18 protein-coding genes are annotated in these 17285 nt (G+C 69.7%); 10 read left to right on the top strand and 8 right to left on the bottom strand.

All coding sequences use genetic code 11. The features are described from left to right. Positions 1-25: 25 nt before the first annotated feature. Positions 26-1450 (bottom strand): condensation domain-containing protein, encoded by a 1425-nt coding sequence (locus tag ACWC1K_RS31600; protein ID WP_450836370.1) that lies wholly within the window; start codon positions 1448-1450, stop codon positions 26-28. A gap of 423 nt (positions 1451-1873) precedes the next feature. Here ACWC1K_RS31600 and ACWC1K_RS31595 point away from each other — a divergent pair, with 423 nt between their 5' ends. The 4 genes from ACWC1K_RS31595 (at position 1874) to ACWC1K_RS31580 (ending at position 4085) form a co-directional block, all read left to right on the top strand. Continuing rightward, on the top strand, positions 1874-2137 hold the full coding sequence (locus ACWC1K_RS31595) for a hypothetical protein (protein WP_450836369.1): 264 nt from the start codon (positions 1874-1876) through the stop codon (positions 2135-2137). Positions 2138-2353: 216 nt separating this feature from the next. Next, on the top strand, positions 2354-2707 hold the full coding sequence (locus tag ACWC1K_RS31590; RefSeq protein ID WP_450836368.1) for a hypothetical protein: 354 nt from the start codon (positions 2354-2356) through the stop codon (positions 2705-2707). Between the two features lie 394 nt (positions 2708-3101). Then, entirely contained in the window at positions 3102-3539 is a 438-nt protein-coding gene (locus ACWC1K_RS31585) for a hypothetical protein (RefSeq protein ID WP_450836367.1), read from the top strand. A 123-nt stretch (positions 3540-3662) separates the two neighbouring features. Beyond that, a complete protein-coding gene (locus ACWC1K_RS31580) occupies positions 3663-4085 on the top strand; it encodes a hypothetical protein (RefSeq protein WP_450836366.1) in 423 nt (140 codons plus the stop codon). Between the two features lie 125 nt (positions 4086-4210). Here the strand turns inward: ACWC1K_RS31580 and ACWC1K_RS31575 are convergent, their stop codons facing one another. From ACWC1K_RS31575 to ACWC1K_RS31565, 3 genes are all read right to left on the bottom strand, one after another. Further along, on the bottom strand, positions 4211-4516 hold the full coding sequence (locus ACWC1K_RS31575) for a hypothetical protein (protein WP_450836365.1): 306 nt from the start codon (positions 4514-4516) through the stop codon (positions 4211-4213). Between the two features lie 245 nt (positions 4517-4761). Further along, positions 4762-5055, bottom strand: a complete 294-nt coding sequence (locus tag ACWC1K_RS31570; RefSeq protein ID WP_030941334.1) for a hypothetical protein — start codon at positions 5053-5055, stop codon at positions 4762-4764. 168 nt (positions 5056-5223) lie between these two features. After that, on the bottom strand, positions 5224-5688 hold the full coding sequence (locus ACWC1K_RS31565) for a hypothetical protein (protein ID WP_450836364.1): 465 nt from the start codon (positions 5686-5688) through the stop codon (positions 5224-5226). 417 nt (positions 5689-6105) lie between these two features. Between ACWC1K_RS31565 and ACWC1K_RS31560 the strand changes: the two genes are divergently transcribed. Further along, positions 6106-6852 (top strand): hypothetical protein, encoded by a 747-nt coding sequence (locus tag ACWC1K_RS31560; RefSeq protein ID WP_450836363.1) that lies wholly within the window; start codon positions 6106-6108, stop codon positions 6850-6852. A gap of 74 nt (positions 6853-6926) precedes the next feature. Continuing rightward, positions 6927-7205 carry a hypothetical protein gene (locus ACWC1K_RS31555; protein WP_450836362.1) on the top strand — a complete coding sequence of 93 codons (279 nt, stop codon included), beginning with the start codon at positions 6927-6929 and terminating at the stop codon, positions 7203-7205. A 67-nt stretch (positions 7206-7272) separates the two neighbouring features. Here ACWC1K_RS31555 and ACWC1K_RS31550 read toward each other — a convergent pair whose 3' ends face one another. Together ACWC1K_RS31550 and ACWC1K_RS31545 are read right to left on the bottom strand one after the other, a co-directional pair. Continuing rightward, positions 7273-7755: an N-acetyltransferase family protein gene (locus tag ACWC1K_RS31550; protein WP_450836361.1), complete on the bottom strand. Its 483-nt coding sequence runs from the start codon at positions 7753-7755 to the stop codon at positions 7273-7275. A 62-nt stretch (positions 7756-7817) separates the two neighbouring features. Beyond that, positions 7818-8738, bottom strand: a complete 921-nt coding sequence (locus ACWC1K_RS31545) for an aminoglycoside phosphotransferase family protein (protein ID WP_450836360.1) — start codon at positions 8736-8738, stop codon at positions 7818-7820. On the opposite strand from ACWC1K_RS31545, the gene ACWC1K_RS31540 reads away from it, so the two are divergent. The 3 genes from ACWC1K_RS31540 (at position 8737) to ACWC1K_RS31530 (ending at position 13574) form a co-directional block, all read left to right on the top strand. Next, on the top strand, positions 8737-9408 hold the full coding sequence (locus ACWC1K_RS31540) for a rhomboid-like protein (RefSeq protein WP_450836359.1): 672 nt from the start codon (positions 8737-8739) through the stop codon (positions 9406-9408). The two genes, ACWC1K_RS31545 and ACWC1K_RS31540, sit on opposite strands and share 2 nt — an antisense overlap. Before the next feature lie 10 nt (positions 9409-9418). Further along, positions 9419-10825 (top strand): NAD(P)/FAD-dependent oxidoreductase, encoded by a 1407-nt coding sequence (locus tag ACWC1K_RS31535; RefSeq protein WP_450836358.1) that lies wholly within the window; start codon positions 9419-9421, stop codon positions 10823-10825. Positions 10826-10937: 112 nt separating this feature from the next. Next, on the top strand, positions 10938-13574 hold the full coding sequence (locus tag ACWC1K_RS31530; protein WP_450836357.1) for a glycosyl hydrolase: 2637 nt from the start codon (positions 10938-10940) through the stop codon (positions 13572-13574). A gap of 78 nt (positions 13575-13652) precedes the next feature. On the opposite strand, the gene ACWC1K_RS31525 is transcribed toward ACWC1K_RS31530, so the two are convergent. Continuing rightward, positions 13653-15155, bottom strand: a complete 1503-nt coding sequence (locus ACWC1K_RS31525; protein WP_450836356.1) for an MFS transporter — start codon at positions 15153-15155, stop codon at positions 13653-13655. 56 nt (positions 15156-15211) lie between these two features. Next, positions 15212-16228: a zinc-binding dehydrogenase gene (locus tag ACWC1K_RS31520; RefSeq protein ID WP_450836355.1), complete on the bottom strand. Its 1017-nt coding sequence runs from the start codon at positions 16226-16228 to the stop codon at positions 15212-15214. Between the two features lie 200 nt (positions 16229-16428). Here ACWC1K_RS31520 and ACWC1K_RS31515 point away from each other — a divergent pair, with 200 nt between their 5' ends. Further along, positions 16429-17124, top strand: coding sequence for a pentapeptide repeat-containing protein (locus ACWC1K_RS31515; RefSeq protein WP_450836354.1), 696 nt, complete (start codon positions 16429-16431; stop codon positions 17122-17124). The last annotated feature ends 161 nt before the right edge of the window (positions 17125-17285 follow it).

The raw sequence follows: 17285 nt of genomic DNA, 5'->3' as shown, positions 1-17285 counted from the left end.
GTCGGGCCGCCCCTGTGCGTTGCGTTCAACCGGCGAGCTCGTGCGGCGCGAGTTCGCTGGCGCGCTGCTCGCCGGCCACGGTGAGGATGACGTCCCGCAGCCGCTCCACGTACAGCCGCATGTTCTTGTACGCGATGTCGGTGTCGGGGTAGCGGCAGGTGAACCACAGGCCCTCGTGGAGCCGGTTCAGCCAGATGCACACCTGGTCGCCGTAGGACACCCGCACCAGCCCGTAGGCCGCCAGCTCGTCCCAGCGTTCGGCCCCGGGGATGCCCCGTGCGTCGACGAACGAGACGATCGAGTACAGGTCGGGCGAGGTCGGCCGGAAGTCCTCGCCGAGCAGCCGCAGTACGCGGGCGAGCGGCATGCGCGCCAGCGACCTGTTGGCCTGGAGTTCGGCGCGCACGGCGGTCAGCGCGGTGGGGAAGTCGGGCGCCTCGTCGATGGCGACCTCGATCGGGGCCCCGCCGACGTACCAGCCCACCGAGTTGGACCACTTGGACTTCACCCGGGTGTGGAACGGCACGACGGCGCGGTAGACGGGCTGTCCGCCGATCTCGTGGACGATGAGGCTGGTGGCGGCCAGGATGCCGACGAGGCTGCCGCCGAAGGGCCGGCAGTACGCCTCGAACGCCGCGGCGGCGTCCGCGTCGACCAGCATCTCGCGCATCAGCTTCTGCGTGGGCAGCTCGCCGCCGGGCTCGAGACCCAGGTCGACGGGGAAGCTGGGCAGCTTCCCGTCGCACCGCCGGATGAAGTCCCGCCAGCGGCCCACGATGGCGTGGGTGCCGTCGATCCGGTCCGCGTCCGCCCGCTCGATCTCGCAGAAGTCGACGTAGCTGCCGACCGGTGACTCCTCGACGGGGCGTCCCTCGGCGGCCGCCGTGTAGAGCTCGTTGATCTCGGCGGGCATGCGCTGGATGGAGTAGGAGTCGACATTGCTGTGGTCGAACGCGATGTACAGGCTCGTGCTCTCGTCCCTGAGGACCGCCGCGTAGAGGAAGTTCGGCCAGCTCAGCGCGCTCGCGGAGGCGTCGAAGCGGTCCTGGAGGTGCTGCACGAGCCGCGCCGCGTCGGGGAAGTCGCCGACGTCCTCCCGCTGGAGGAACACGTCCTCGGTGTCGAGCGTGAAGCGGCGCATCTCGTCGCCGTCCCAGCGGAATCCGCTGCGCAGCGTCTCGTGCCGGAGCGTCCAGCTGCGCAGGGCGTCCTGCAGTGCGTCGAGGTCGACCCTGCCCGGGATGTCGAATGCCGTACCGACCCAGGTCGGCACGAACAGGCCGCCCTCGTGCACCGATCGGGCGGTCCTGATGTGCGACTCCTGGACGTATGCCGGCGGTCGGGGGTCCTCCGGAAGGCCCGCCGCCACTGTGACGGTCGCCGGACTGAGCGCCCACTCGACGAGCCGTCCGGGCCGGACTTCGCAGCGCTGGATGTCGGTGATTCGCACGGGCGTCTCCTGTCGCAGTTGGAGCCCGAATCGGGCGGACCCGATCAAGGGAATGCCGCGACCGCGAAAGGAGATACCCGGAACATGGGGTGTTCCCACTTTTGAGTGGATTGAGTGATCGGCGGATGTGCGCCAATCGGTCTGCGAGACACCGCTATTCACTGGCCCGGGCATTTCAACATACGAACAAGTCGCGCTCGAGAAACCGGAGTTCATCCCCGGCCGGGAGCGAGCGGCCCCCGTTCTCGTACGGGGAGAATACGCGCTTCTTCGAACGGACTTTGCGTAAGCCGGAGTTGCCGCGCGTCGAGTGGACACGGGATATCCAACGGTGTGGAATGCCTTGTTGTTACTGCTAGTGTTCGTCCAGTCACAGTAGGCAATCTGCCTCGACATCCAAGGCAATGAAGGACCGAGGGTTTCATGCGCAAGCTTCAACAGGCCATGGTCGCAGCAGCAGTGGCGGCCGGAGGCCTCTCCGTCATCGGTGCCGGCGCCGGCACCGCCTACGCCCACGGCCACGGCCACGTTCGCGACACCAAGCCGAAGGTGACGGAGCAGTACCGCCCGTACCAGGAGTGCAGTCCGCAGACGGTGGCCGACGGCGACCTCCCGATCGGCGTACTCGGTCTCTCCGAGACCTTCGACACCACCTGCGGTCAGTTCAACAACGCCTTCACCTCGTAATCGTGCGCGACGCTTTCCGCGAGCCCCTCGGGGTCACCCCCCGCAGGGGCCCGTTCACGTGTGGCCGCCCGGAGCGCGAGGCCGCTCCGGTGGCCCGCATGCGTTCGTGATGGCTCTGGAAGTTCCTTCAGCAGGTCAGCCCTTCACTTCGTAGGCGAAACGGGCCGGACCGCGGCGCACGGCGCCCGGGTGCCCCTCACAAAGGAAACGGATCACATGCTCAGTAGGAAGAAGATCGCGGCCGTCTCGGGGCTTCTGTACGGCCTCGCCGTGACCTGTGCCGGAGCCACTCAGGCGTATGCGGCAGCGGGCCCGGGAGCCTGCACGGTGAGCGCGTCGGGTGACGTCACCTGCGTCCAGCGGTTCGCGGGCAAGACGTCCGACGGTGACGACTTCATCGTCCGCCGGGCCAACACCTGCACCCCGCAGAAGCCCATGGAACTGCCCGTCATTCCCCTGCTGAACAGCGGGAGCACCAAGATCGGCCCCGCAGTGACCTGTTCCCCCGCCGATACGGGGGTCGACGACAGGGACACCCCGTCGGAACTGCCCGGTGGCATTCTGGGCTGAGGCCCGCACTTCCGAGCGACGGACGGCCGGACCGGGGCGACCCGGACCGGCCGTCCGCTTTTTGTGTGCCGTTTTGTGTCCGGTTTTGTGCGCCGGCTTTCCTCCGTCCGCGGCAGATGGGTGACTGCCGCGCGCTGCCCGTGACTTGGGCCGGGGGAATCGTCGTTTTACGGGAGAGCGCCGAGTGCGTGACCGAACCGCATCAGCAACTGCCCATCCGCAACAACCCTTTCCCTCTCCGAGTCCGCGGCCGAGCGGGCGGAAGGCTGCTTTGGCATAAGCCGACACGGTGCACAGAAGGGCCCAAGATCCCAAATGACTACGTTTCGTGTGTATATGCTCACATTAAGTAGTCGAGCCAGGGCTTCCCGCCCAGCTAGGAAAGGGTCTAATCATGCGCAAGTTTCAGCGCGCCGCGGCAGTAATTGCAGCGGTCGCGGGGCTCTCCGCCCTCGGGGCCGGCGTCAGCAGCGCCACCGACGGCTGGGGCGGCGGGGCCACCGCGGTGGCCTCCTCGCAGGCCAACGCCGTGGCCTACGGCGGCGGCGGGGGGTGGGCTCCGCACGACGCCCCGCAGGCGGCTCCGTACGGTGCCCCGCAGGCCGCTCCGTACTTCGCGCCGATGAACGTCAACTTCGCACCGCAGGCCGCACCGCAGGCCGCGCCCCAGGCCGCCCCGATGGCCGCGCCGCAGTACGCGCCCCAGTACTTCGTGCCCCAGTACGTCGCCCCCCAGTACATCGCCGCGCCGCAGTACGCGCCCCAGTACGCCGCGCCCCAGCAGGCGCCGCAGTACGCCCCGCAGTACGCCACCCCGTACGGCTCCAGGTAAAGAAGCCCCTGGCGCAACGACCTGAACAAAACCCTCAACGGCAAAGGCAGCCCGGACGCGCGGCAAACCCATCAGGGTGCGCGTCCGGGCTGTGCCGGTATCTCGATCAAAGGAACACAGCGCATGTTCAGTCGGCAGAAAATCGCAACCGTCTCGGGGATTCTCGGAAGTCTCGCCGTGATCTGCGTCGGAGCCGTGCACGCGCAGGCGGATGAGAACCCGCGCGACTGCAAGACCAACGCCGCAGGGGAAACCACCTGTGTGCACAAGACCGAGAGTGTCCACAAGGACAAGCACGGCACGTTTGTCGTCAAGCAGTCGCAGAGCTGCTCGACGACGGCGCGGCCGCGTCTGGTGCTGCCCGAGGACGGCATGCTCAACAACGGGTCGACGCATGTCGGGCCGGTGGTGGACTGCACCAACAAGGCGCCGACGCCCAAGGGGTTCAAGCGGCCCCACTTCAAGGCGCCGCAGATCAAGGCACCGCACTTCAAGACGCCGCACATCAAGGCGCCCCGTGTCACGACGCCGCACTTCGATTTCTGAGGCGCGCTGGACGAATGCCGGACCGGGGCCGCTCCCGATCCGGCATTTCGGCGTTCCGGACGCGTGAAAGCCTTGGTGCCCCGGCCGAACGGCCGGGGCACCAAGGACTGTTCTGACTTGCCGACCTACTTGCCGACGCTGTTGTTGCAGCCCGCGTCCGAGCCCAGGTGGGTGTCCTGAGCGCCCGGGTTGCCCTCGCCGTTCAGCAGGTTGCCCGCAACACCGTTGAGGATGCCGACCTGGCCGAGGACGTCGACGTTGGCGTCGTGCGAACGGCAGGTGGTGCTCTGCAGAACGTTGAAGCCACCGCCGCGATGGCCGCCTTCGCCCGAGCCGAAGCCGCCCTGATCGGCGTGGGCGGCGCCGGCGCTCAGGAGTCCGACGCTGCTGAGGGCAGCGACCAGGACGGCAGCCTTGCGAAGCTTGTGCATGACATCTCCGGTGGAGTGAAGTGGATGCGATCCGTGACGGATCGACTTCGTGCAGTTACGGAGGCTAATAAGAAATACCCGTAAAAGGCTGTGCGGCGCGCCGAATTCGGGATGAGCCTCACTGCCCTGGTCGATGCCCGGAAATGTCGTTGCCGTGACAAAAAAAGGGGGTCCCGACACCGAGTCTGGAGCTCGGTGCCGGGACCTGCTTCCCGCTCTCGGCCGTCTATGCGGCCGTCATTCGACTAGAAGGCGCTGTTGTTGCAGCCCATGCTCGAGCCGATGTGGGTGTCCTGGCCTCCGGCGTTGCCCTCGCCGTTGAGCGCGTTGCCGAGCAGGCCGTTGAGGATGCCGACCTGGCCGAGGACGTCGACGTTCAGGTCGTGCGACTTGCAGTTGGAGCTCTGCAGCACGTTGAACTTGTCGCCGCCCTTGCCGCCCTTCCCCCCGTCGTCGTGGGCCTGAGCGGTGCCGGCACCGAGGAGTCCGACGGTGCTGAGGGCGGCGACCAGGACGGCAGCCTTGCGAAGCTGGTGCATGTCATCTCCGGTGGAGTGAGTGGGTGCGATCCGTAACAGATCGACTTCTTACAGTTACGGAGAATAATAGGAAATAACCGACAATCACCTAGCGACGCGCCGTGTCCTGTGATCTTGTTGCGGCAGCTCCCTGAAGTCGTCCGGTGATCCCGGTGGTCCTCGCCGCCCCTAGTGGGCCTTGGCGAGGGCGTTCGCCTGGCTGTTGGCCTGGGTGCAGGCCACGCCCTTGGTCTCGGCGGCGGCGAGCACGGCGACCGGGAGGTTCGCGTTGAGCACGGACTGCGGGCTGCACTCCTGGGCAGGGCGGAAGAGGTTGAACTGGTCGGCCGTGCCACTGGACTGCGTCGGCGCCGACGGCGAGGAGATGTGCGGGCTGAGCTGCGGGTTGATCTGCGGATTGACCTGCGGGGCAACCTCGGCGGGCTGCGCCGGGGCCGCCTGGCGGGGGGCGGGCGAGCCGGAGGTACGGGCGGTGGCCTGGGTGGCGGTGAAGGCGCCGGCCATGGCGGGACCCGGGGGCGGAGCGCTGTTGCCGTAGGCGACGGGGGCGTCGGCGACACTGGGGCCGACGCCGATGGCGGACAGACCGCCGGCCGCTGCTACGACGAGCGCGACGTGCTGGAACTTGCGCATGGAACCTTCGGCCCTTCATTGACCTGGCATGGAACGTACTGAAATAGCAGATGAGCCAGTGGAGTTGTGGCTGCTCTTGCTGACCTGGGCGGCTGCGGTGGGTGATGGATCTTCGCTCTGTCCCCGTGGGGAACGAAGCAAGTGCGAAGCCAGTCACGGGAGTCGGGGAGCAGTCACCCATTCGCCCTCGGCGGGCCGGTTATCCGATCAATTCCAAATGGGTGACGGAATTCTCGATCCCGTGACCGGGCGGAAGCAAATGTCGTTGCCAGCAAGGAGAGGGCAGCGACCATGAACCGGTGAGAGGGGCAAGGGGATCCGCTGTCGGCTCCGGCGTGAACATCAGACTGAGCGCACGCAACACAGCACTGAATACAACGGATTTCCCTGCACAGGTATTGAAGGGCCGAGGGTTCCATGCGAAAGATTCACAAGGCCGCGCTCGTCGTAGCAGCGGCCGGCGGTCTGTCCGCCATTGGCGCCGGCGTCAGCCATGCCGACGCCTACCCCGGGTACCCGGGTGGCGTTCCGGCTGCTCCCTACTACCCGGCCCCGGCGCCCGCGTACTACCCGGCGCCGCAGTACGCGGCCCCGGCGCCCGCGTACTACCCGGCCCCGGCACCGCCCCCGCAGTACTACGCGGCCCCGGCTCCCCAGTACTACCCGGCACCCCCGCAGAGCGCTCCCGCGCGGGCCGTTGCCGCCTCCACCGCGGACAGCACCGCGCAGTCCGGTGGCCCGCAGTCGTACTCCCAGCCGGCGCCGCAGTACGTGCCCCAGGCGCCCGCCCCGCAGGCCGCGCCGCAGCCGAGCCAGGCCACCGCCGTCGCCTCTTCGGTGGGTGGTGCGCAGGCCGGTGCGCCGGCGTCCGCCCCGCAGTCCGCTCCTCAGCAGCAGCCGCTGGTTCAGCCGCAGGTCGCCCCGCAGTCCTCGCCCGAGGTCATGCCGAAGGTCGCCCCGCAGGTCGCGATGCCCCAGGTCTTCAACCCGGAGCCCGCGCCGCACGTGGCCCCGCAGGTGAACCCGCAGGTGAACCCCCAGGTGAACCCGCTCATCGACCCGCTGGTCTCGCCCGCCAGCGCGGCACCGCAGGTGCCCGGGCTCGGTCTCGGACAGGTTGCGGCTCCTCCCGTCGGGAACCTGGGTCTGCCCCGACTCGGCTGATGGCCTCCCGGTAGTTGTCCATCGTCCCAACTCGATCTGCTGCAGATCACTTCCGCTCGATCAATGGAGAAGAAATGCGCAAGCTTCAGAAGGCCGCCATCGTGGGCGCCGCTGTCCTCGGCAGCATCGGCGCCTTCGGGGTCGGCCCGGCCTTCGCACACGGCGAGCCGGGGCACGACATCGACGTCATGCAGGACATCGAGTGCCGCTCGCACGACATGAACGTCGACGTCATCGGCAACCTTGGCGCCCTCAACGGTCTGCTGGGCGGCGCGCTCAACGGCGAAGGCGACCCGGGTGCCCAGCCCGCCCACCTCGGTTCGGACATGGGCTGCAACAGCAAGGCCCTCTGAACAGCCGCGCTACCGCTTCTCGCCCAGGTCAGGAGCAATCCGGCCTGGGCTTTTGCACGTCCCGGCGTCAGCTGCTCCGGTCGGCCAGCTCCTTGAGCGCGTCGTCCGTCAGCCGGTACACCGTCCACTCGTCCTGCGGGCGGGCGCCGAGGGACTCGTAGAAGGCGATGGCCGGGGTGTTCCAGTTCAGGACGGACCATTCGAGGCGCTCGTAGCCGCGTTCCGTGCAGATGCGGGCCAGTTCGGTCAGGAGGGCTTTGCCGTGGCCGGCGCCCCTTGCGGAGGGGCGGACGTAGAGGTCCTCCAGGTAGATGCCGTGGACGCCGCGCCAGGTGGAGAAGTTGAGGAACCACAGGGCGAAGCCCACGGGGGCGCCGGTGGTGTCGTCGGTCGCGATGTGGGCGTAGGCGGCGGGGCGGTCGCCGAAGAGGGCCTCATGGAGTTGGGCCTCGGTGGCCCTCGCCTCTTGCGGGGCCTTCTCGTAGGTGGCCAGTTCGCGGATCAGGGTGTGGATGAGGGGGATGTCGGCGGGGGTTGCTGTGCGGATCACTCCGTGAGGTTACGCTCCGCCGGGCGCGCCGGGGCCGCATGTCGATGCAGCCCTGCCCCCCTTCAAGGGGCGCTGGTCAGACGCCGGGCGATTTCCAGGTGGGCCGGTAGTGGCGGGCGGCCCTCCTCGATCTGCCAGACCGAGTTCTGCAGCACGCGGCCCAGGGTCCAGGCGCGTGCTCGGCCCCGGTCCAGTCCGAGCGTGTCCGTCATGGCGTCGAAGCGCCACCGCACCTCGTCCGCGTCGAAGTGGTTCCACAGGGTGGGGAAGAGGTCGAAGCCGGGGTCGCCCGCGAGTGGCTTGGGGTCGATGGCGAGCCACGGGGCGCGGTCGGAGCCGAGCACGTTCTCGACATGCAGGTCCCAGTGGAGGAGCCGGTCGCCGGGGTCGTCGGCGACCTCGCGCACCGCCGCCGCGCAGTCCTCGAGCAGTCGCCGCACGTCCGGCCGGGGGAGACGGGGCAGTGCCGCCGAGGCCCGTTCCAGCAGTGCGGTCGCGATGTCGCCGAGGTGCCGCAGCCCGGCCGGGGCGGGAGCCGAGGTCAGCCGGGCCAGCAGGCGGGCGACGACCAGGGTCGCCTCGCGTGAGTCCGGCAGGTCGGCCAACCGCTGTGCCGGATCGAGCCGTTCGAGCAGCAGGGTGCCCGTTTCGGCGTCGGACTCCAGGAGCCGGACGGCCCCGTCGCCGTCCCAGGCCCGCAGCGCGACCGGCTCTCCGGCGGTCTCGTCGTCGAGGTCCTGGAGCTTGAGCACGGCTGATGATCCGTCGGCCCGCAGCACCGGCAGGACCAGCGCGCACCGGCCGTGCATCGAGGGACCGTCCAGCCGCAGCCGCCAGCGTTCCAGGAACCGCTCGGCCCGTTCCGGAAGCCCCGCGATGAAGGCGCGGCCCGCCTCCCCGCCGTATCCCACGTGCCGGGCGATCAGCTCAGCCGGAATGTCGATCACCCTTGCGACGATACTTACGTGCGTGAATCGCCTCATGCGAATTGACCGGGGGATCGGGCAGCGGGTGTGGGCCTACGTCTGCGGCGCACCGGGCACGTATGTCTGGCTGGCGATCCTGTTCGTCACCACCGTCGCCCTGCACCACATGTCGCCGCAGTTCGAGCACGAGTTCCTGCGGCAGCGGTCCACGAACATCCATGAGCTGTCGAACGACCCGGGGCGGGTGCTCGTGCAGAGTGCGATGTGGATCGACGGTGGCGACTGGTTTCCGTATGCCTTCCTCTACACCGCGTTCCAGTACACCGTCTTCCACGCGCAGGCCGAGCGGTGGCTGGGGACGCTGCGGTGGCTGATGGTGTGCGTGGCCGCGCATGTGCTGGCGACGCTGATCAGCGAGGGCGCGCTGCTGAAGGCGGTGCGGGACGGGATGGTGGCGCACTCGGCCGTCAACACCCTCGATATCGGGGTGAGTTATGCGCTGGCCGGGGTGGTGGGGGTGTTGACGTACCGGATCGCGGCACCGTGGCGGTATCTGTATCTGGCGGGTGTGTTCTACGTGTACGGGGCTCCGCTCGCGGACTCGCCGACCTTCACCGACTTCGGGCACTTTGTGTCGGTACTGATCGGGCTGGCGTGCTATCCGCTGGTCAGGGGGCGGGGGAAGGCCTGGGATCCGAGGGAGACAGTTTCCGCCCTGAGGGGTTAGCTTTCCGGCCATGAGCAGCTCGGTGAGCAGTGTCGTGAACGGCGGTATCTCGTACTGGTACGCGGACGACGGTTTCCCGGCGGTGCGGGAGCCGCTCGCCGGTGACGCGTCCGCCGACGTCGTGATCGTCGGGGGCGGGTACACGGGGCTGTGGACCGCGTACTACCTGAAGAAGGCGGCGCCCTTCCTCCGGATCACCCTCCTGGAGCAGAAGTTCTGCGGGTACGGGGCCTCGGGGCGCAACGGCGGCTGGCTGTACAACGGGATCGCCGGGCGCGACCGGTACGCGAAGCTGCACGGGCGCGAGGCCGCCGTACGGCTGCAGAAGGCCATGAACGAGACCGTGGACGAGGTCGTCCGGGTGGCGGAAGCGGAAGGCATCGAGGCCGATGTCCACAAGGGCGGGGTGCTGGAGGTCGCGACCACGCCGGCCCAGTTGGCGCGGCTCAAGGCCTTTCACGAGCTGGAGCTGTCGTACGGGGAGAAGGACCGTGAGCTGTACGGAGCCGGGGAGACCGCCGAGCGGATCCGGGTCGCGGACGCCGTCGGGTCGACCTGGACCCCGCACGGGGCGCGGCTGCACCCGGTGAAGCTGGTGAAGGGGCTGGCGGCCGCCGTCGAGGCGCTCGGGGTGACGATTCACGAGCTGACGCCGGTGGCGGAGATCCGGCCGAAGCACGCGGTGACGCCGTACGGGACCGTCCGGGCGCCCTACGTCCTGCGCTGCACGGAGGGGTTCACCGCGAGTCTGAAGGGGCAGCGGCGCACCTGGCTGCCCATGAACTCCTCGATGATCGCGACCGAGCCGCTCACCGCCGAGCAGTGGGAGTCGGTGGGCTGGGACGGGCTGGAGACGCTCGGGGACATGGCGCACGCGTACATGTACGCGCAGCGGACCGCCGACGGGCGGATCGCGCTCGGCGGGCGCGGAGTGCCGTACCGCTTCGGGTCGAGGACCGACAACGACGGGCGGACGCAGGCGGAGACGGTCGAGGCGCTGCGGGAGATCCTGGTGCGGTTCTTCCCCTCGCTGGCCGGGGTGGGGATCGAGCATGCCTGGTCGGGGGTGCTCGGGGTGCCGCGGGACTGGTGCGCGACCGTGACCCTGGACCGGTCGACGGGGCTCGGCTGGGCGGGCGGCTATGTCGGGTCGGGGGTGGCGACGACGAATCTCGCGGCGCGGACGCTCAGGGACCTGGTGCAGTTCGACTCGGGGCAGGGTGGCCGGACCGAGCTGACCGATCTGCCATGGGTGGGGCACAAGGTGCGCAAGTGGGAGCCGGAGCCGTTGCGCTGGCTCGGGGTGCAGGGGATGTACGCCACCTACCGGGCCGCGGACCGGCGGGAACGCGCCACGTACAGCGCCGAGTCGTCGAAGCTGGCGCAGCTCGCGGACCGTGTGGCGGGGCGGCACTGACGATTTTTTGCCATCTGATTGCACTCTCAGGGACCTCTCGGCACTGCCTTGCCGTCAAAGCTGTTGGCCAGCTCGTGTCATGTACGCCACTGCTCCCAGGGGAGGGCACTTCATGGCAGCCAAAGGCTGGCGAAGAAGACGGGTAGGGGCGGTGCTTGCCACCACTGCCGCGTTGGGCCTGACGGTCACTCAGGCGCAGGCGTCGAACGGTGGCAGTGCCCCCTTCGGACTGCGGGAACTTCACAGACAGGCCCTTCTGTATCAGCAGCAGAAGGGCCTGTCGGCTTTCGCGCAGGCGGGGGACGACGATGACGGGGGAGAGGCACAGGAGGAGGCCGAGCAGGCGGACCAGTACGCCGAGGCGCGTACCTCGCCGGGGATCGTGGCACCGGGGGCGTACGGGGCGGCGTACGACGCTCTGGTGGATCTGCCGCACACCAAGGGGAGCTGGAGCGATCTGACGCGGCTTCCCTACGACGCCGACGACCCGCGGTACCGGGACATCAACTCCAACTCCAGCGGCGGGGCCGGGAAGGTGACCGGCCGGGTCACCGGGCTCGCGGCCGACCGGCACGGGTATGTGTACGCGGGTTCCGCCAACGGCGGGGTCTTCCGCTCGCGTACCGGTGGCGGTCACTGGACGAACATCTCCGACGGGCTGCCCGCGCTGTCGACGGGCGATCTGCAGCTCGACGGCCGGGGGCGGCTCTGGTACGCCACGGGTGAGGCCAACACCAGCGCGACCTCCTTCCTGGGGACCGGCGTGTACGTCCTCGACGATCCACGCAAGGGCAGCTTCAGCCCGGACGACCGGGTCGGTGGCGACGAGCTGGAGTCGACGTCCATCAACGCCCTGCGCTTCGGCGGCGGCAAGGTGTGGGCCGCGACCACCGAGGGCGTGTGGAGCCACTCCACGAAGACGCTGAAGGGCCACTGGAAGCTGGAGTTCGCGCCCAACCCGGACTATCTGCCCGGTGGTTCCAAGGCGAGCGACCCGTCCGCCGCGTACAAGAACATCACCAGCGACATCGCGATCGACCCGAAGGACCCGGGCAAGGTCGTGCTGGCCGTGGGCTGGCGCGGCGGGGACACCTACAACGGCTTCTACGCCAGGTCCGGCGGCAGCTGGCAGCGGCTGACCGGTCTCGGGGACCTGCCGAGCAACGCCGAGGACGTCGGCAACGTCACCTTCGCGCGCAGCGCGGACGGGTCGCGGTACTACGCCATCGACCAGTCGCCCGAGCAGACCGCGGAGAACCCGGACAGCGGCCTTGCGGGCATCTTCGTCTCCAGGTCCGGTTCGCCGACCGGCCCTTGGACGAGGATCGCCGACTACCAGCAGTTGCGGGACTCCGGCTCCGCGCTCACCGGTGACGGATACCAGCCCGGGATCCAGGCCTGGTACGACCAGTTCCTCACCGTCGATCCGAAGAACCCGGACCATGTGTACGCCGGTCTGGAGGAGGTCTTCGAGACCAAGGACGGCGGCAAGTCCTGGTCGGTGCCCGGTCCGTACTGGAACTTCGGTTTCCCCTGCTGGTCCATCGACCCGGGCAAGCAGACCGGTGACTGCCACCAGACCGTCCACGCCGACCAGCACTCCGTGGCGATCGGCAGCAACGGCGGCGCGCCGTACGTGATCGTCGGCGACGACGGTGGCACCTTCCGGCGGCCGCTGAACGGCAGTGCCGACGCCTCCGGCCACGCGACCGACTGGACCTCCCTGAACGACGGCACGATGGACGCCCTGCAGTACTACTCGGTGGGCGTGGGAGCCGATCCGGCGGGGCGCGGCCTGGCGATCACCGGTGGCCTCCAGGACAACGGCCAGTCGCAGCTTCGGGCCGGCGACCGGGTGATGGGCTCCAACTTCGGCGGCGACGGCGGCGACACGATCACCGACCCGGCGAACGGGTGCAACATCGCCGCGGAGTACGTCTACCTGGCGGTCTCCGTGACCAACAACTGCGCCGTGAACGACGGAAGCTGGGTCAACGACCCGTCGAAGGCGACGACGTACTCCGTCGCCCCGCCCGACAACGCGACCGGCGAGGCACGCTTCATCGCCCCGCTGAACGCCGACATCAAGGACCCGAAGGTCTGGGTCGCGGGCGGCCGGCATGTGTGGATCAACACCAAGGGGTACGCGATCCGCAGCGGCAGCGAGTGGTTCGGCGCGTTCGACCTGGGCGCGGGGCACACGGCCACGGCGGTGGCCTCCTCCGGCGGCAAGGTGTACGCCGCCTGGTGCGGGCCCTGCAACAACCAGGGCTTCACGCGCGGTATCGCGGTCGGCAACGCCGACGGCACCGGCTGGCACCAGCTGAGCCTGCCGGTCGACGGGACCGTCCCGAACCGCTATCTCTCCGGCCTGGCGATCGACCCCGCGCACTCCGACCACGTCCTGCTCGCCGTCAACGGCTTCTCGCGGAAGTGGACGGAGGGTCCGGGCGCGGGTGTCGGGCACCTCTTCGAGACCCGGGACGGCGGGGTCACCTGGAAGGACGTCTCAGGGAACCTGCCCGACGTACCGGCCGACTCGGTGGCCCTGCTGAAGGGCGGCACGATCGCGCTGGGCACGGATCTCGGGGTGCTGGTACGGACACCGGGCTCGAAGGGCTGGAAGGTGGCCGGCGAGAACCTGCCCACCACCGCGGTCCTCCAGCTGCGGACCGGCCCGGACGGGCGGTTGTACGCGGCCACGCACGGGCGCGGGATCTGGGCGATCGACGTACGGCGATTGCGGTGAGCGGCTGAGCGACCGCCCTGAAGGGGGGAGAGGGGAGGGGCCCGCGGTCCGTGCGGCCCCTCCCCGTCCTTGTGCCCCCTATACGGCCGGCTCCGGCACCGGCTGCTCGGCGGGCGCCCCGTGCTTCGGGGCCTTCGCCGTGACCATCAGGCCCGCGACCAGGCCGGCCAGCAGCATGATCCCGGCGGCCCACCAGATGGCGACCGTGTAGCCGTGCACGACACCCTCCTTGGCGATCAGGGCCTTCTGCGCGGGGTTGTGCAGGTGGGCGGCGATGTACGCCGTGCTGCTGGTGGTGGCGATGGTGTTCAGCAGGGCCGTACCGATCGAACCGCCCACCTGCTGCGAGGTGTTGACGGTCGCGGAGGTCACACCGGAGTCGTGCGGGGCGACCCCCGCGGTCGCGGTGGCGAAGACCGGCATGAAGGTCAGTCCCATGCCGAGGCCCATCAGGATCAGACCGGGCATGACCTCGGTCGCGTACGACGAGTGCGTGGTCATCCGGGTCAGGAGCATCATGCCGCCGGACGCGAGGACCATGCCGGGGACCATCAGCATGCGCGGTGCCACGTGCTGCAGCAGCCGGGCGGAGATCTGTGTGGAGCCGGTGATGATCGCGGCGGTCAGCGGCAGATAGGCCAGGCCGGTCTTCACCGGCGAGTAGCCGAGCACCACCTGCAGGTAGTAGGTCATGAACAGGAACAGCCCGAACATGCCGATGACGGCGAGCATCATGGTCAGGAAGCAGCCGGCACGGTTGCGGTCCTTGACGATGTGGAGCGGGAGCAGGGGCATCGGGGCCCGGTTCTGCCACCACACGAAGGCCACGAGGAGTGCGACGCCGCCCGCGAACAGCGCCAGCACCAACGGGTCGGTCCAGCCCCTCGGTTCGGCCTCGCTGAAGCCGTAGACGATCGCGACCAGTCCGCCGCAGCCCAGCACCGCACCGGGCACGTCGAGGCGGGCTCCCTGGCGGCCGGGACGGTCGTGCAGCAGCGCGAAGGCGCCGAAGACGGCGATGATCGCGATGGGCACGTTGACATACAGGCACCAGCGCCAGTCCAGGTACTCGGTGAGCAGACCGCCGACGATGAACCCGATCGCCGATCCGCTGCCGGCCAGGGCGCCGTAGATGCCGAAGGCCTTTCCGCGTTCCTTGGGATCGGTGAACGTCGTGGTGAGGAGGGACAGCGCGGAGGGGGCCAGTAGGGCGGCGAAGGCTCCTTGGAGCGCGCGGGCGCCGAAGAGCATGCCGGAACCGGTGGCGGCGCCGCCGAGCGCGGAGGCGGCGGCGAAGCCGATCAGCCCGAAGACGAACGTCCGCTTGCGGCCCACCAGGTCCGCGATGCGGCCCCCGAGCAGCAGCAGACCGCCGAAGGCCAGGGTGTAGGCGGTGATCACCCACTGGCGGTTGCCGTCGGACATGCCCAGGTCGCGCTGTGCGGAAGGCAGCGCGATGTTCACGATGGTCGCGTCGAGGACGACCATGAGCTGCGCGAGCGCGATGATCACCAGGCCCCACCAGCGGCGGGGGTCGGCGTCCACAGGAGGGGTGGCTTCGCCTGATCGGGTGACGCTCATCTGGTCAGAAGACCATGAATCGGGCCGTATCGCACCTTCGGATGCACTCTTCCTGGTCATGGCTCCAGTACCACCTTTCCGGTCGTTCCGCGCGTCTCGAGCGCACGGTGCGCGGCCGCCGCCTCGGCCAGCGGGAAGCGCTGCACGGCGGGGGTCAGCCTGCCCGCGGCCGCTTCGGCGAGAGCGCGCAGTTCCAGGGTCTGTACGGGGTTGGGGCCGCCGGCCTTCCGCATCATCGCGGGGCCGAGGACCTGTTCGGAGACGCCCTCCACGAGGTGGGGCCCGCCGCCGCGGATGCCCCCGGCCGACCAGCCGAAGACGAGGTGTCTGCCGCCGGGACCGAGCAGCTGTGTGCAGTGGCGTGCGACCTCGCCGCCCACGCCGTCGAAGACGACGGTGGCGATGGGGGTCCCCCCGGTCGAGCGAAGTCGAGACTGGGGGAGTCCGCCGAGGTGGGCGCGGACCTTGTCCGGCCATCCCGGTTCCTTGTAGTCGACGGCGAGGTCGGCGCCGCCCGCCGCCACGCGTGCCGTCTTCTCCGGGCCGCCCGCGAGGCCGACGACGGTGGCGCCGGCGTTCTTCGCGTACTGCACGAGCAGGGTGCCGATGCCGCCCGCGGCGGCCGGGATCACGGCCACGGCGTCCGGGCCGAGCTCGGCGAACTGCACGATCCCCATCGCCGTACGCCCCGTTCCGATCATGGCGACGGCCGCGGCGAAGTCCAGGTTCGCGGGGATCTCGTGCACACGGTCGACGTCGGTGACGGCCAGCTCGGCATAGCCGCCCGGGGCGAATCCGAGGTGGGCGACCACACGCCTGCCCAGCCACAGCCCGGCGACGCCCTCGCCCAGTGACTCGACGACACCGGCCACCTCGCGGCCCGGGACGGTGGGCAGCCGGGTCGGCTCGGGCAGCGGCCCCTGCTCGCCCTCCCGGAGGGCGGTGTCGAGCAGGTGCACTCCCGCCGCGGCCACGGCGATACGGACCTGGCCCGGACCCGGCAGCGGGTCCGCCACCTCCTCGTAGCTGAGATTCTCGGCCGGACCGAAGGCATGGAGCCGGATGGCGTGCATCGTGCAGTCCTCCCCCATCGGTTGCTTGTCAGGAACCCCAGCCTTCAACCTCAAGCGCGCTTGAGGTCAAGCGGGTCGGGTCTCCCTCGTTTTCGGGTCCGCCCTTGCGTGCATACGACGGATCGAGCCCCCGGAATGTGACATGGGTGGCGTTCTGCCTGGTCAGGGACGTTGTCAGTGGCGGAGTGCACCATGGGGGCATGGCGAGGAGAGAGGCGGGCGGGATGGGCGGCTCCGGCGGTACGGCGGTGAAGGCGGCGCGGCGGCCGGAGGTGCGGCTGCCCGCGCTGGAGCCGTTCGGGGGCGGGGAGTTGGAGCCGGACGGGGACTACGACGGGCTGGAGTTCCGGGAGGCGGACCTCGCCGGGCAGGACGGCGGCGGCGCCCGCTTCATGGACTGCGCACTGACGGGGTGCGCGCTGGACGAGACGGGGCTGCAGCACGCCCGCATCCTGGACTCGGTCCTGACGGGGCCGCGCGGGGTCGGTACGAACCTCGCCGAAGCCACCCTGCGCGACGTCGAGGTGGTCGACGCCCGCCTCGGCGGGGTGCAGCTGCACGGCGCTGTCCTGGAGCGGGTGGTGATCCGCGGCGGCAAGATCGACTACCTGAACCTGCGCGCGGCCCGGCTCAAGGACGTCGTCTTCGACAGCTGCGTACTGGTGGAGCCGGACTTCGGGGGCGCCCGGCTCGAGCGCGTGGAGTTCGTGGACTGCGTCCTGAAGGAGGCGGACCTCACCGCGGCGGCCCTGAAGGACGTGGACCTGAGAGCGGCGGCCGAACTCGGCATCGCGCGCGGGGTGGACCGGCTGTCGGGGGCGGTGATCAGTCCGGGGCAACTGATGGATCTGGCACCGGTGTTGGCGGCGGAGATGGGGATTCGGGTGGAGGGGTGATTCGGGGTGGGGGCCGAGGGGGCTCTTCGGCGTCGGCCGGGCTCGATCTTTGCTCGCCGGGGGTTTGATCTTTCAGCCCGTCCGGCGTTTGAGGACGAGGCCGTTCAGGCCGAAAGCGGGGGTCTGGGGGCGGCAGCCCCACCGTGGCCAGCGCACCCGCC

It is taken from the genome of Streptomyces sp. NPDC001492, from assembly GCF_053597275.1.
This window is presented reverse-complemented; position numbering and strand designations above follow the sequence as displayed.

Coding starts and splice junctions, on each gene's coding strand:
- ACWC1K_RS31595 (WP_450836369.1), top strand. CDS start 1,874: ATGCGCAAGCTTCAACAGGCCATGGTCGCAGCAGCAGTGGCGGCCGGA.
- ACWC1K_RS31590 (WP_450836368.1), top strand. CDS start 2,354: ATGCTCAGTAGGAAGAAGATCGCGGCCGTCTCGGGGCTTCTGTACGGC.
- ACWC1K_RS31585 (WP_450836367.1), top strand. CDS start 3,102: ATGCGCAAGTTTCAGCGCGCCGCGGCAGTAATTGCAGCGGTCGCGGGG.
- ACWC1K_RS31580 (WP_450836366.1), top strand. CDS start 3,663: ATGTTCAGTCGGCAGAAAATCGCAACCGTCTCGGGGATTCTCGGAAGT.
- ACWC1K_RS31575 (WP_450836365.1), bottom strand. CDS start 4,516: ATGCACAAGCTTCGCAAGGCTGCCGTCCTGGTCGCTGCCCTCAGCAGC.
- ACWC1K_RS31570 (WP_030941334.1), bottom strand. CDS start 5,055: ATGCACCAGCTTCGCAAGGCTGCCGTCCTGGTCGCCGCCCTCAGCACC.
- ACWC1K_RS31565 (WP_450836364.1), bottom strand. CDS start 5,688: ATGCGCAAGTTCCAGCACGTCGCGCTCGTCGTAGCAGCGGCCGGCGGT.
- ACWC1K_RS31560 (WP_450836363.1), top strand. CDS start 6,106: ATGCGAAAGATTCACAAGGCCGCGCTCGTCGTAGCAGCGGCCGGCGGT.
- ACWC1K_RS31555 (WP_450836362.1), top strand. CDS start 6,927: ATGCGCAAGCTTCAGAAGGCCGCCATCGTGGGCGCCGCTGTCCTCGGC.
- ACWC1K_RS31540 (WP_450836359.1), top strand. CDS start 8,737: ATGCGAATTGACCGGGGGATCGGGCAGCGGGTGTGGGCCTACGTCTGC.
- ACWC1K_RS31545 (WP_450836360.1), bottom strand. CDS start 8,738: ATGAGGCGATTCACGCACGTAAGTATCGTCGCAAGGGTGATCGACATT.
- ACWC1K_RS31535 (WP_450836358.1), top strand. CDS start 9,419: ATGAGCAGCTCGGTGAGCAGTGTCGTGAACGGCGGTATCTCGTACTGG.
- ACWC1K_RS31530 (WP_450836357.1), top strand. CDS start 10,938: ATGGCAGCCAAAGGCTGGCGAAGAAGACGGGTAGGGGCGGTGCTTGCC.
- ACWC1K_RS31525 (WP_450836356.1), bottom strand. CDS start 15,155: ATGAGCGTCACCCGATCAGGCGAAGCCACCCCTCCTGTGGACGCCGAC.
- ACWC1K_RS31520 (WP_450836355.1), bottom strand. CDS start 16,228: ATGCACGCCATCCGGCTCCATGCCTTCGGTCCGGCCGAGAATCTCAGC.
- ACWC1K_RS31515 (WP_450836354.1), top strand. CDS start 16,429: ATGGCGAGGAGAGAGGCGGGCGGGATGGGCGGCTCCGGCGGTACGGCG.